This window comes from Agrococcus sp. GW821-FHT14H11, assembly GCF_058803545.1.
Window position 1 is genome coordinate 69,361 of sequence record NZ_JBXAPA010000009.1, and the last position, 12,610, is coordinate 81,970.

Annotated in this window: 12 protein-coding genes; 5 read left to right on the forward strand and 7 right to left on the reverse strand. The window is 72.7% G+C overall.

The genetic code is table 11. The features are described 5' to 3' along the window. Window positions 1–7: 7 nt before the first annotated feature. Window positions 8–1,981 carry an oxidoreductase gene (locus AC1RNL_RS11080; RefSeq protein ID WP_492935242.1) on the reverse strand — a complete coding sequence of 658 codons (1,974 nt, stop codon included), beginning with the start codon at window positions 1,979–1,981 and terminating at the stop codon, window positions 8–10. Between the two features lie 111 nt (window positions 1,982–2,092). On the opposite strand from AC1RNL_RS11080, the gene AC1RNL_RS11085 reads away from it, so the two are divergent. Together AC1RNL_RS11085 and AC1RNL_RS11090 are read left to right on the forward strand one after the other, a co-directional pair. Continuing rightward, a complete protein-coding gene (locus AC1RNL_RS11085) occupies window positions 2,093–3,358 on the forward strand; it encodes a hypothetical protein (RefSeq protein WP_492935243.1) in 1,266 nt (421 codons plus the stop codon). Window positions 3,359–3,415: 57 nt separating this feature from the next. Then, window positions 3,416–4,639, forward strand: coding sequence for a trans-sulfuration enzyme family protein (locus AC1RNL_RS11090; protein WP_492935244.1), 1,224 nt, complete (start codon window positions 3,416–3,418; stop codon window positions 4,637–4,639). Here AC1RNL_RS11090 and AC1RNL_RS11095 read toward each other — a convergent pair. After that, on the reverse strand, window positions 4,605–6,584 hold the full coding sequence (locus tag AC1RNL_RS11095) for a sensor histidine kinase (protein ID WP_492935245.1): 1,980 nt from the start codon (window positions 6,582–6,584) through the stop codon (window positions 4,605–4,607). The two genes, AC1RNL_RS11090 and AC1RNL_RS11095, sit on opposite strands and share 35 nt — an antisense overlap. A gap of 39 nt (window positions 6,585–6,623) precedes the next feature. Between AC1RNL_RS11095 and AC1RNL_RS11100 the strand changes: the two genes are divergently transcribed. Next, the gene (locus tag AC1RNL_RS11100; RefSeq protein ID WP_146357621.1) at window positions 6,624–6,878 is read left to right on the forward strand and encodes a glutaredoxin domain-containing protein; all 255 of its coding nucleotides are present in this window, start codon (window positions 6,624–6,626) and stop codon (window positions 6,876–6,878) included. A 19-nt stretch (window positions 6,879–6,897) separates the two neighbouring features. Here the strand turns inward: AC1RNL_RS11100 and AC1RNL_RS11105 are convergent, their stop codons facing one another. After that, window positions 6,898–7,416, reverse strand: a complete 519-nt coding sequence (locus tag AC1RNL_RS11105; protein ID WP_492935246.1) for a nitroreductase/quinone reductase family protein — start codon at window positions 7,414–7,416, stop codon at window positions 6,898–6,900. Between the two features lie 92 nt (window positions 7,417–7,508). On the opposite strand from AC1RNL_RS11105, the gene AC1RNL_RS11110 reads away from it, so the two are divergent. Then, complete coding sequence (locus AC1RNL_RS11110; RefSeq protein WP_492935247.1) at window positions 7,509–8,642, forward strand: PQQ-dependent sugar dehydrogenase; 1,134 nt, start codon at window positions 7,509–7,511, stop codon at window positions 8,640–8,642. Between the two features lie 80 nt (window positions 8,643–8,722). Here AC1RNL_RS11110 and AC1RNL_RS11115 read toward each other — a convergent pair whose 3' ends face one another. Then, the gene (locus AC1RNL_RS11115) at window positions 8,723–9,067 is read right to left on the reverse strand and encodes a hypothetical protein (RefSeq protein WP_492935248.1); all 345 of its coding nucleotides are present in this window, start codon (window positions 9,065–9,067) and stop codon (window positions 8,723–8,725) included. 110 nt (window positions 9,068–9,177) lie between these two features. Between AC1RNL_RS11115 and AC1RNL_RS11120 the strand changes: the two genes are divergently transcribed. Next, window positions 9,178–9,672, forward strand: a complete 495-nt coding sequence (locus AC1RNL_RS11120) for a putative glycolipid-binding domain-containing protein (protein WP_492935249.1) — start codon at window positions 9,178–9,180, stop codon at window positions 9,670–9,672. A 173-nt stretch (window positions 9,673–9,845) separates the two neighbouring features. On the opposite strand, the gene AC1RNL_RS11125 is transcribed toward AC1RNL_RS11120, so the two are convergent. The 3 genes from AC1RNL_RS11125 to AC1RNL_RS11135 all read right to left on the reverse strand — a co-directional run bounded on the left by AC1RNL_RS11125 (window position 9,846) and on the right by AC1RNL_RS11135 (window position 12,550). Beyond that, window positions 9,846–10,451 carry a hypothetical protein gene (locus AC1RNL_RS11125; RefSeq protein WP_492935250.1) on the reverse strand — a complete coding sequence of 202 codons (606 nt, stop codon included), beginning with the start codon at window positions 10,449–10,451 and terminating at the stop codon, window positions 9,846–9,848. Between the two features lie 153 nt (window positions 10,452–10,604). Then, window positions 10,605–11,753 carry a GmrSD restriction endonuclease domain-containing protein gene (locus AC1RNL_RS11130; RefSeq protein WP_492935251.1) on the reverse strand — a complete coding sequence of 383 codons (1,149 nt, stop codon included), beginning with the start codon at window positions 11,751–11,753 and terminating at the stop codon, window positions 10,605–10,607. Further along, window positions 11,750–12,550, reverse strand: coding sequence for an FRG domain-containing protein (locus AC1RNL_RS11135; RefSeq protein ID WP_492935252.1), 801 nt, complete (start codon window positions 12,548–12,550; stop codon window positions 11,750–11,752). The genes AC1RNL_RS11130 and AC1RNL_RS11135 overlap by 4 nt, the downstream gene beginning before the upstream one ends. Between the last annotated feature and the right edge of the window lie 60 nt (window positions 12,551–12,610).

A 12,610-nucleotide genomic window follows, 5' to 3' on the forward strand; every position in this document is an offset into this window, starting at 1 on the left:
CCAGGCCTCAGTCGTCGGCGCTGCCCTGCGCGAGCCGCCACGCCTCGGCGATCGCCGCGTCGATGCCGCGCGGCGAGAGCGCGTCGCCGATCGCCGAGACCGGCACGCCGAGCTCGGCCTCGAGCAGCTCGGCGTCGAGCCCGTCGAGGCGCACGGCCTCGCGCGGCGTGAGCGCGACGATCGCGGTCGGCTCGGCCAGCGGCGCCTCGTGGCCGGTGAGCGCGTCGACCGCGACCCATCCGCCTTCGCCGCGGCGCACCCGCGCGCCGGCGATGCGCCGGAACCGGCCCGCCGCGAGCGTGCGCAGCACGAGCTGCCGCTCGTAGCCGGTGCCGACGTGCGGCAGCAGCCGCTCGAAGGGCGTCACGACCTCGACCGACGCGCCGCCGGCGACGAGCGCGAGCAGCACGCCGGACGCGTGCGCGGTGCCGTCGTCGTCGACCACGAGGACGCGCTCCCCGAGCGCCGCAGGATCGTCCATCGCCCGCCACGCGTCGACCGTCGCGGGCCGCGCGCCCTCGAACGCCTCGTCGATCGCCGCGCCGCCGCCGGCCGGCGGCACCGCGCCCACCGCGAGCGCCACCCGGTCGGGCGCGGTCGCCCGGATCGCGGCGAGGGTGGCGGGCTCCCCCAGCCGCACCTCGACGCCCGCGGCGCGCGCGTCGCGCTCGAGGTCGGTCGCGAGCAGCGAGACCGAGTCGCGGCCCGGCACGCGCGCGGCGCGCAGCAGCTGCCCGCCGAGGCGCGCCTCGCGCTCGAGCAGCGTGACGGCGTGGCCGAGGCGCGCGAGGTCGAGCGCGGCCCGCATGCCCGCAGGGCCGCCGCCGACGACCGTCCAGCGGGCGGGGCGCGCCGCGCGCTCCGGCGCCGCCTCGAGCTCGCGCCCGGCCTCGGGGTTGACGGTGCAGCTCACCGGCAGCCCCTGGCTGCCCCGGCCGAGGCAGCCCTGGTTGAGCCGGATGCAGTGGCGGATGCCGTCGGTCGCGCCGGTGAGGAGCCGCGCGGCGAGGTCCGGGTCGGCGAGCTGCCCGCGGGTGAGCGCCACCATGTCGGCGACGCCGCTCGCGAGCACCTCCTCCGCCTCCTCGACGCTGCGCGCGGCGCCGACGCCGAAGACCGGCACGTCGGGGTTCGCCGCCTTGAGCGCCGCGACGTCGTCGCGCAGCCAGTCGACCGGCATCGCCGACGACGGGAACACCCAGTGCACGTCGTGGTAGCCGCCGGCCGCCGTGTCGAGGAAGTCGATGCGCGCCTCGGAGCGCAGCGCCGCGACCGCCTCGCGCAGGTCGGCCGCGTCGAGCCCCTCGGGGTTGTGCTCGTGGAGCACGATGCGGATGCCGACGGTGTAGTCGTCGCCCACGCGCGCCCGCACGGCGCGCAGCACCTCGCGCGGGAACCGCGTGCGGCCCTCCAGGTCGCCGCCGTACGCATCCGTCCGCCGGTTGTACAGCGGGCTGAGGAACTGGTGCAGCAGGTAGCCGTGCGCCATGTGCAGCTCGACGCCGTCGAACCCGCCCAGGCGGCTGCGCTCGGCCGCATCGGCCCACGCCTCGACGAAGCCTGCGATGTCGCGCGCGCTCGCCTCGCGGGTGGCGACGCCCGTCGAGGGCGAGAGGATGCGGCTGGGCGCGTACACCGGTCGCGGGCCGTCGGGCCCCTCGGGCGCCGCCTGCGCCCCGTGGTGGTTGAGCTGCACGAGCATCCGCGCGCCCGCCTCGTGCACCGCGTCGGTCATGCGGCGGTTGGCGTCGACGGCCTCGGGCCGCCAGGCGTCCTCGAAGCCGCGCGTCGACGCCGAGGGGTGCACGAGGTGGTTGCCGGCGACGAACAGCCCGCAGCCGCCGCGGGCGCGGCGCACGAAGTAGGCCGTCTCGCGATCCGACTCGACGCGGTCGGAGTACTGCTTCGAGTGGGCGGCCTGCATGATGCGGTTGGGCACGTCGAAGGCGCCGATGCGGAGGGGCTGGGCGATGAGGCTCACCTGCCGATCCTCGCACCCGCCGGACATCCGCGCTTCGCCTGCCCGTCACCCTGCGGCACGCTGGAGCGCGTAGCATGAACGTGCACTTCCTGCATGATTGCGAGGTCCACCGTGGACGAGCAGCCGGCGCCGGGGCCAAGGGGCCTCGATGCCGCCGAGGCGCGCCGTCGCGCGGCGGTGCTCGCCGAGCGGCACCGACTGCGCCGCAGGCGCCGCTGGACTGTCGGCCTCGCAGCTCTCGGCGCATCCGCCCTCATCGTCTCCGGCTCGGTCGTCGCCTGGGGATCGCAGGCGCGCGCCGGCATCCTCGCCGGGCAGATCACGTCGTGGCACGAGCAGCACGAGCAGGCCGCGTGCGAGCTCGAGGTGCGCATCGTCGCCGCGGTCGCCCTCGAGCGCCGTGCTGAGGACGTGCTGACGGCCGCCGAGCACGTCGGCGGCGCCGAGGGCGTGCTCGGCGAGCGCGAGCGCAGCGCGTTCGGCGAGGAGCGCACGGCGCTGCTGCGCGCGATCGTCGACGAAGGCTTCACGACCGCCGACGACCGCGCGCTCGCCGACCGCTGGCAGCAGCGGGCCGAGGCCGCCGGCGACCCCGCGGCCTTCGACCTGCTGGGCGCCTGCGTCGAGGCGGCCGCGGCCGAGCGGCCGCCGATCGCGGCGGTGACGGCCGAGAACGTCGACGACCTCGACCGCGAGCTGCGCTCGCTCGGCGATCCGCGCGACTTCGACGACGCGCGCATCGACCGGCTCGAGGCCGCGATCGCCCGGCTGGGCGCCGCCGCGGCGTCGGCGGCCGAGAGCCGCACCGACATCGACGCGCTGCGCTCGGCCCTCGCCCTCGCGCCGACGGGCGCGAAGACAGCCCTGGGCGACGCCGACCGGCACATCGCCTCGGTGCTCGCCGTCGTCCGCGGCGGGCACACGCCCGCCGACGTGCTCGACCTCGTCGAGGGGCTCGCGCTGCACGTCGCGGCGGCATGGATGGCGGAGGCGTTCCAGCTCGAGGCCACCGGCAACCCCGAGGGCGCGGCCCTGCTCGCCACCGCGTCGCAGGAGGCGCGGGACGCGATCGACCGGGCCGCACCGCGGCCGATCACCGACCCCGGCACCACGCGGCCGCAGCCCGCGCCCGTGCCGGTCGAGCCGCGGCCCGTGCCCGTGCAGCCCGCGCCGGCTCCCGCGCCGGCTCCGGCTCCGGCTCCGGCTCCGAGCCAGCCGGCACCCGTGGAGCCCGCCCCCGTCGAGCCGCCGCTCGAGCCAACCCTGCCCGATCCGGTGCCGCCGCCGCTGCCCGACCCGGAGCCTGCCCCCACCCCGCCGCCGCCCGCACCGGAGCCGGAGCCCACGACCCCCGCCGAGCCGAGCCCGGAGGGCTGACGGCGCGCCGGATCCTCCCGCCCCGCATCACCTCCCGTTTCGGGCATCATGGTGGCCATGACGACGAGCAATGACGCTCGCCTCCGACTCGACTCGCTCGCGGTGCATGCCGGCCGCGACGAGCTCCGATCGCTGGGCGTGCACGCAGCACCGATCGACCTCTCCTCCACGAACCCGCTCGCGGGCGTCGACTCCGGCGGCGACGCCTACGAGCGGCTCGCGACCGGCGGCGACGTGGGCGACGGCTCCGCCGTCTACCAGCGGCTCTGGAACCCGACGGTCGCACGCTTCGAGCAGGCGCTCGCCGCGCTCGAGGGCGCGGAGGCAGCGGTCGCGTTCGCGTCGGGGATGGCCACGACGACGGCGGTGCTGACCGCCGCGCGCCAGCGGCGCGGGGCGCACGTCGTCGCGCTGCGGCCGCTCTACGGCGGCACCGACCACCTGCTCGCGACGGGCCTGCTCGGCACCGAGACGACGTTCGTCGACTCGGTCGAGGCGGTCGAGCGGGCGGTGCGGCCCGACACGGGGCTCGTCATCGCCGAGACGCCGGCCAACCCGACGCTCGAGCTCGTCGACCTCGACGCGCTCGTCGCCGCGGCGGGCGAGGCGCCCGTGCTCGTCGACAACACCTTCGCGACGCCGGTGCTGCAGCGGCCGCTCGACCACGGCGCGGCGCTCTCGATGCACTCGGCGACGAAGTACATCGGCGGCCACGGCGACGTGCTCGGTGGCGTCGTCGCGTGCGACGAGGCGTGGGCACGGGCGCTGCGCCCCGTGCGCGCCATCACCGGCGCCATCGCGCATCCGCTCAGCGCCTACCTCATGCACCGCGGCCTGCAGACGCTCCCGCTGCGCGTGCGCGCGCAGCAGGCGGGCGCCGTGCGCGTCGCCGAGGCGCTGCTCGACCTGCCGGGCGTGCGCGCGGTGCGCTTCCCGGGGCTCGACGGATGCGACCCGCGGGGCCTCGTGGGACAGGGCCGGCAGATGGCGGGGCCCGGGTCGATGCTCGCGATCGACGTCGGCTCCTTCGCCGCGGCCGCCGCCGTGGCCGAGGGGGTGCGCCTGTTCACGCACGCGGTGTCGCTCGGGTCGGTCGACTCGCTCATCCAGCACCCGGCCTCGCTCACGCACCGGCCGGTCGCGGCGGAGGCGAAGCCCGACGCCAGTGTGCTGCGCCTGTCGATCGGCCTGGAGGACCCGGACGACCTCATCGCCGACCTCGCGCAGGCGCTCGAGGCGCCCGCGGTCAGGGCGCCGACGGCAGCCGCAGCGATGCGGTGATGCCGCCGGCGGCGTTGCACCGGAGTTCGGCGGAGCCGCCGTTCCGGCGCGCGAGCTCGGCGACGATCGAGAGCCCGAGGCCGGTGCCGGGGATGTTGGCCCGCTCGGCGGCGGGAGCGCGGTAGAAGCGGTCGAAGGCGTGGACCAGCTCCTCGTCGCTCATGCCCGGTCCCGTGTCGGCGACCTCGACGACGACCTCGCCCGCCGCCGCGTCGCGCTCGGCCGACAGCCGGATGCCGCCGCCCTCCGGGGTGAACTTGATCGCGTTCGCGAGCAGGTTCGAGACCGCCCGCTCGACGTCGCTGCGCGAGGCGAGCACCACCTGCGCGCCCGCGTCGATCTCGACGACCAGCCCCTTGCCGTCGCTGAGGAGCCGCTGGCCGGCCGCGACCTCCTCGAGCACCGCCGCGCAGTCGACCCGCTCGGGCGTCCGCGGGCGCGGCGGCGCCGTGGCGCCCCCGCTCAGCGTCAGCAGGTCCTCGACGAGCTCCGACAGGCGCTGGGCGTTGCGCTCGATGACGGCCAGCCAGCTGCGCTCGGTCTCGGCCACCGCATCCGACTCCGCCACGAGCTCGGCGAAGCCGACGATGCTGGTGATGGGTGTGCGCAGCTCGTGGCTCGTGGTGGCGAGGAAGTCGTCGCGCTGGCGCTCGAGCTCGGCGCGGATCGTGCGCGCGGCGGCCGCCTCGACGTCGGCGTCGGCGCGGGCCCGCTGCGCCTGCAGGATCGCCGTCACGTCGAGCAGCTGCACGGCGAAGAGCTCCTCGTCGCCGTGGATGCGGTTGGCGGCGACCGTGATGGTGCGTCCCCCGGTGTCGACGACCGTCGCCTGCTCCTCGGTGGCCAGCGCGCGCGCCGCGGCCGCCCGTGTGGGCCCGTCCCAGCGGTCCCCGTCGAGCTCGGGCGCGAGCAGCTCGCGGCCCACGCGGTTCGCCCAGGTGAGGCGCGCGAGCGAGGCGTCGCGGTGCACGATCGCGAGGCCGACGCGCGCGTCGATCACGCTGCCGGTGAGCAGCCGCGTCGAGGCCTCGAGCTGCCTGCCCGTCGCCCGCAGCTCGTACTGCGCGGCCGTGAGCACGACGGCGAGGCCCGTGAACGTCACGAGGAAGACCTCGAGCAGCGCGGCGCCGGTGAGGGCGTCGGTCGTCGGCGCGCCGAGCACGCCGCCGCCGGCCAGCGTGAGGGCGAGCATCGCGAGCGCCGCGAGCAGCGTCTCGAGCAGCACGACGCGGATCGGGAACCGGAACGCCGCCCAGGCCAGCAGCGGGTAGGGGGCGAAGGTCAGGGGCAGTGCCGTGTCGGGGTGGAAGACGATCCCGATCACGACCGCGAGCGCGAGCGCCTGCACCGCCATCTCGGCGCGCGTCGCCCGCACCGGCAGCCGCCTGGGCAGCAGTGCGAACGGCGCGATCATGCCGACGGCTGCGGCGTGCGAGGCGGCGATGAAGCCCGCGACGGGCCAGGGGGCGCCGCCGCTCAGCAGCGCGATCGCGGCCGCGCCGAGGATGCCTGCGACGATGCCGCCGGCCGCCGCCGCGGCGGCGAAGCGCACGCCCGCCACGATCGTCGACAGCCGGAAGTCGCGGCGACCCCAGCCGAGCAGCGCCGAGACGACGGCCACCTCGGCCGCGTTGGCGATGCCGAACCCGATCGACAGCGCCGGCGGGCGGCCCGCGACGAGGTTGGCCGTCATCGTCACCGCGAGCACGAGCAGCACGGCAGCGGGCAGGCGCGACGCCGGCTGCAGGAGGGCGAAGAGCACCGAGAGGCCGGCCGCCGGCCACCACACCGCGACCGTCGTGCCCACCGGGGCGAAGAGCACGCCCGCGAGCGCCGCGGCGAAGATCACCGCTGCGGCGATCGGCCAGGTCCACCACGGCGGCACCCGCCGCGGTGCGCGCTCGGGCTCCGCGGAGGGCGGCACGTCCACGACGGCGCTGCTCACAGGGAGACCGTACTCCGGCGGCCCCCGTAGGGTGGAGGGATGACTGCCTCCTCCCTCCGCGTGTTCGGCGCCGACTGGTGCCGCGACTGCCGACGCACCAAGCAGCAGCTCGACGGCCTCGGCGTCGACTACGACTACGTCGACCTCGAGCGCGACGAGACCGCCGCCGCCGAGGCGCAGCGCATCTCCGGTCGCATGAACATCCCCGTCGTCGTCTTCCCCGACGGCTCGCACCAGGTCGAGCCGTCGAACGACGAGGTCGAGGCGAAGCTGCGCGAGCTGTCGCTCGTCTGAAGCCGCGGCGCCGGCCGCGTCAGCGGTCGGCGGGCTCCAGCACGACCACCGGCGTGCGCCGGGCGCGCAGGCGCGCGTACTCGGCCATCGAGGGACCCTCGCTGTACGCGTCGAAGCCCGCCCAGAGGCGCTCGCGCTCCACGCCGTGCGCCTCCCTCGCACGCACGCGCCTCGTGCCGCCTGGGAGGTCGACGGATGCGTCGGGGTGCGCCTGCAGGTTCAGCCACCAGGCGGGGTGGGGCTCCGCCCAGCCGTTCATCGCCATCGTGACGAGGTCCGGCCCGTCCTCGTAGCACGCGACGATCGCCACGCGGGGCTCGCCCGTGCGGCGTCCGACGGTGTGGAGCCGCAGCATCCCGTACTTCCCCGGCCGCGGCCGCGAGAGGCCGAGCCGTCCGCCGGAGATCCGGTAGAGGGCGCGGTGCACGACCCACGCGGTGCGGATGAACCAGCGGGGCGGCACGGCGGGCAGCGGCCCGGCGGGCAGCGGCCCGGCGGGCGGCGGCGCGGGCGGCAGCGGTGCTGCGGGATCGCTCATGGCTGCGAGCGTAGGCGCCGGGCGGCGGCACGCACAGGGGGCCATCCCCCGGCCCGGCGTAGGGTGTGGCCACGCACGATGGAGGAGCCGCCATGCAGCCACGCCGGGGCCGAGCGCTCGCCTGCGCGTTGGCCGCCACCGCGGCGGCAGCGCTGCTCGCGGGCTGCGGCCCCGCCGCGACCGAGCCCTCGCCGGCCGCGACCGCGACGAGGCCGCCCGCCGGTCCGACCGCATCCGACCCCGCTCCGAGCGCGGCGAGCGCCGACCCGGGCACCCTCGACCAGCCGACGGTGCACGCGACCGGGCTGCGCGCGCCCTGGTCGATCGCCTTCGTCGACGCGACGACCGCGCTCGTGAGCGAGCGCGACTCGGCGACCGTCGTCGAGGTGTCGGCCGACGGCAGCCTCGAGCCGCTCGCGCAGGTCGCCGGCACGATGGCGGGCGGCGAGGGCGGGCTGCTCGGGCTCGCCGTGCACGACGGCTACCTCTACGCGTGCACGACGACCGCCGACGACAACCGGGTGCTGCGCGCGCCGCTCTCGGGCGAGCCGGGCGCCCTGCGGCTCGGGCAGCCCGAGGTCGTGCTCGAGGGGCTGCCGCGCGCCGCGAACCACAACGGCGGCCGCATCGCCTTCGGCCCCGACGGGATGCTCTACGTGACCACGGGCGACGCCTCGCGGCCCGACGCCGCACAGGACCCGTCGAGCCTCGCCGGCAAGATCCTGCGCGTGGAGCCCGACGGCGCAATCCCCGCCGACAACCCGTTCCCCGGCTCCCCCGTCTACAGCCTCGGCCACCGCAACCCGCAGGGCCTCGCCTGGGACGACGCGGGCGCGATGTACGCCACCGAGTTCGGGCAGAGCACGTGGGACGAGCTCAACCGCATCGAGGCGGGCGCGAACTACGGCTGGCCGATCGTGGAGGGCGCCGCAGGCGACGCGCGCTTCGTCGATCCGCTGCAGCAGTGGCACCCGAGCGAGGCGAGCCCGAGCGGCATGGCCCACGCCGACGGGTCGCTGTGGATCGCCAACCTGCGCGGCCAGTCGCTGCGGCAGGTCGACCTCGCCGATCCGAGCCGGTCGACCGTGCACTGGCTCGCCGAGCACGGGCGGATGCGCGACGTCGTGCTCGCACCGGACGGCGCGCTCTGGGCGCTCACGGGCAACACCGACGGGCGGGGCGCGCCCGCGGAGGGCGACGACCGCATCCTCGTCTTCGTGTCCTAGCGCTCGTCACGGGCGGGCCCGGACACGACCGATGGGGCCCTGCTGCAGGGCCCCATCGGAGTCGGGGTCGAGCGGGAGCGTCAGCTCACGTACCCGTCCATGCAGTAGATGACGTGGCTCAGGTCCTTGTCGGAGCTGTGCCAGTAGGTGCCTGGCGCGGGCCACGGGATGACGTCGCTGGCGCCGTCGCCGGAGCCGGCCTTCAGCACCAGCAGCGTGTACTGCTGTCCGGCAGGGGGCTCGGGAAGGGTGAAGCTGCCGACGCCGTCGTCGAACTCCATCTTCTCGCAGTCGCCGTAGCCCAGGTTCTCCCAGTACGACTCGTGGTTCATCTCGGCGCTCGGGGGCGGCGCGGCCTGCGCGGGGGCGGCGAGGCCGACGACGGCGAGACCGGCGACCCCGAGGGCCGCGAGTGTCTTCTTCATGGTGTGACTCCTCTTGAGGTGTGATCGTGAGCGGCAGACGCGCACCGCACCTCGGGAGGAGCCCGCGCGGTCGACCCCTTCGTCGGCACCGCTCGGGCGTTAGCGTAACAGTGTTACCGCGCGGGATCCTCAGGATTCCATGCAGATCGTCGGCGGCCGCGCACGGCACCTCGACGTGCGACGAGCACAGCGCCGCCTGGTCGCTCGAGGTCGGCGAGGGGTGGATCACGCGCCGCCTCGACGTGGCGGTGCGTGCGCAGGGATGGGCGCGCGACCTGAGCCTGCGGCGCGACGACGCCGGCCGCTGGAGCGCTGAGGCGCGCGCAGCCGGGAGGGTGGCGCTGCCTGCGCCCGGCCTCTCCGCCGACGCCGACCTCGACGTCGCCGTCGACTGCGACCTCGGGCTCTGCCCGGTCACGAACACGATGCCGATCCGCGCCTCGGCCTGCTCGATCCCCCCGTCGCCGAGGCGGAGCTCGTGGTGGACGAGGACGGCCTGGTGGTCGACTACCCGGGCCTCGCGCGGCGGGCGGACGAGGAAGCGGCCCCCGGCCGGTGAGACACCGGCGCGGAGACCGCTTCGTGGTCGGGCTGACAGGATTTGAACCTGCGACCCCTTGACCCCCAGGCGGCCGAAGAAGTCACGATCCTCGATTTTCCGCGGGTTTCCGGGGCACTCTAGGCCCAGTTTCACATCGTGCGATGCATGGATCGCATGATTCTGGTCCCCTTTTGGTCCCCGCCGGCACGTATCTGAGCATGGTGGTCGTGGCCGTCGCTACCAGGTGATCTCGCATGCGAAGTAACCACGTAAGACGAACCGGATGGCTGGATCGCGGTCCACGCGGTACGAATAGCGGTAGCGGTCGATTTGCACCGTGATCCAGTTCGGTTCCCGATGATCTTCTCGCTCATCGAACATCCTCGACAGCGCCCTCGAACCGACTTCTGGCAGGAGCCTTGGTGTCGCCGACACCCGATTACTCCATCGGTCGAATGCCTCGGCCTCGGACGTCGATACCTCATCCAAGCGGAACCAACGCACGCTGCGCGGGGCGTCATACCGTGGATCGGCAAGATCGAACATCAGATGACCACGCGCGATCTTTGTGGCGACCGTCATAAGGCTCTGTGCTGTCCGCTTGGCCTGCCACGCCGATGAAGTGCCCGCGAGCGCTTCTTGTAGCGACGTAGTGAGTTCCGGGTGCCGTTCAAGTGCTTGAGCGATGCGTCGTCTCTCTAGGACCGCGCAGTCGATGGTTCCAGCGAGCATGACCTCTAGCAGGCATGCAATATACAGTTCATCGGCAGAGGTGCCGTTGTTGCAGGCTCGGCACGCATAGACGGTCGCGAGATTCTCGGGGAAGGGCCGGTCGAGGAACACCCTCGCGGGAACGTGCTCGACTGTCCTGTCGTCGATGCTTATGAAGCAACCGCACGAGTAGCACCAGGACTCAAGCCGCTGATCCGCTGCGGGCGCCTGTTGTCGAACCACGTCGTTGACCCTCTGTCCTCCGAGTCCGCGTATGCAGGTTCGTCAGCTCTCGTCGTTGTCCGGAACCTCAGCACCCTCACCGAGTCCGTCGAGTCCGACAAGGGGGTCTTCATCAGTTCGAGTCGTCAGGAAGGCGCCGAGTATTTGAGCGCGTCTTTCGAGTGCCTTTCCGTCGTTCGTGGACTGAACGAAGACGTTGTACTCGCGAAGGCGAACGTTCGCCGGTCGTGCGTACGCAGGGGCGTCTTCGGCGAGGCGTGACGCTTCGCGCCTCAGGTCCTCAAACTCTTGAAGCTTCTCTCGATCGGCCGCTGCCGCGATCGCAGGATCCCGAAAGACGAGGTAGTAGACGACGACGGTGCCTATCGACGCGAGGAGCGGGTCGTTGTCCGCGAAGGCCGGCAGCATGCGGTCAAGCGTTGCCCTCGCGGCCGCCTGGTACTCGCGCATTTTGGCCGCGCTGATGCTCGGGTTGTCTCCGTGCGTCGCGACAAAGAGCCTGTGGAGAGTGTCGGCTTTCGTATCAGAGAGTCGATCCCTCGTATCGAGCTGATGCTCGATCGCCAGGAACTTCGCTCCGAGCTCGCGGTACTTGTATCGCGCGTTCTTGATCGGGGAACGACTGAGGAGAAGATCGTGACGGGCGAGCTCGTTCGCCGATTCGCGAGTTGCCCCGGAGATCGCGTTTCGGCGTTCGGCGGCGTTCAGAGAGGATGATGCGTTTAGCCGCTGAAACATCTCCTCGATCAGATCGCCACTGTCGGAAGTGACGCTTACGATCGGGAGTTCGTAGTCGAGGAAGCGCTGCGCGACCGTGGGGTACCGTTCCTGAAGCTCGGTGAGAGTCAACCGTTCGGCTCGTACGTTTTCGTCTTCGAAGTAGCGGAAGTCGTCGGCGAGTCGCAGTTCGCCTGACAGGAAGCTGGTGATGGCTTCGAGACGTTGCTTGCCGTCGATCACCGCATACTGGTAGGTGAGACCAGCCGGTGTAAGACGACGGCTGGACTCCTTCTCGAAATAGAGCTTGGGAACGTCGAGTCCGTTGAGGATCGAGTCGATCAGACCTGCCCGGGTATCAATCCCCCAGATGCCGCCTTCACGTTGATATGGCGGGTTGAGGTCGACTACGTCCTTCATTCGCCGGAACTTTGCGACCGTGAGTTCCGGAATCAGCGCGGTGCGAATCTTCATGCGGCGCTCCTGCCGTAGACGGCCTTTATCCGTTTCGCAATCCGGTCGAGATCTCGGTAGATCGAGACCTCGTTGAAGCCGAGCACACCGAGTTGCTCGCGGAGAGCCGCCTTGCTGGCCGTCGGAACGATGAAGGATTGAAGCGACCGAGCCTTCCGCAGGGGTTCTTGATCGGCTCCAGGAGACGGCAATTGAGTCAACGTGAATGTTCCAGTCTGGAACCGAATCCGGTCGAAGATCAGCGGGGCAACGACAGCTCTCGGCTTCCGCCTGTTCTCGCTGTCACGACCAGGCAGGTAGTCCTTGAGCGTGATGTCAGAGTCCGAGAGCAAATGAGGATGTCCTCCATCGGCGTCACCGGCCTCTTCGTTTAGGTCGTTCGGATGGATGAGGAAGAACTCGCCATCCACGTCGTCGATCGCCCCAGAAGGATTCGGCTCACTGGCGAAGAACAACGCAACCAGGGGACTCTGCGACCAGTCGAGAAGCCGTGTCGGAAGTGCGTGATGCTGCGCAAACGTGGTCCAGCCCCACTCATCGAATGCGTACTGCAGGCCCGCAGTGGCGGCCTCCTGACGAAACCGCGCGAGCATGACGCGTTCATTTTCACGGTGCTCCGGCTTCCTGAACGCAGAAGCCTGAAGCTCCCAAGTATGGTCCCGGTGGCCGCGATACCAGACCTCGCGTCCATCCGCGGTGATGGGTTCGAGAACCTGCATCAGATCCTCGACGCTGGCGACGGTCCGGCGTTCGGGCGATGCGGCAGCCGACTCACCGGCTTCGACGTCAACGGTCACGTTCGCCAAGTTATCAGCCGCCAAGCTCCTCCCTACGCAGCGCGCCCCACTCCGTCCGGG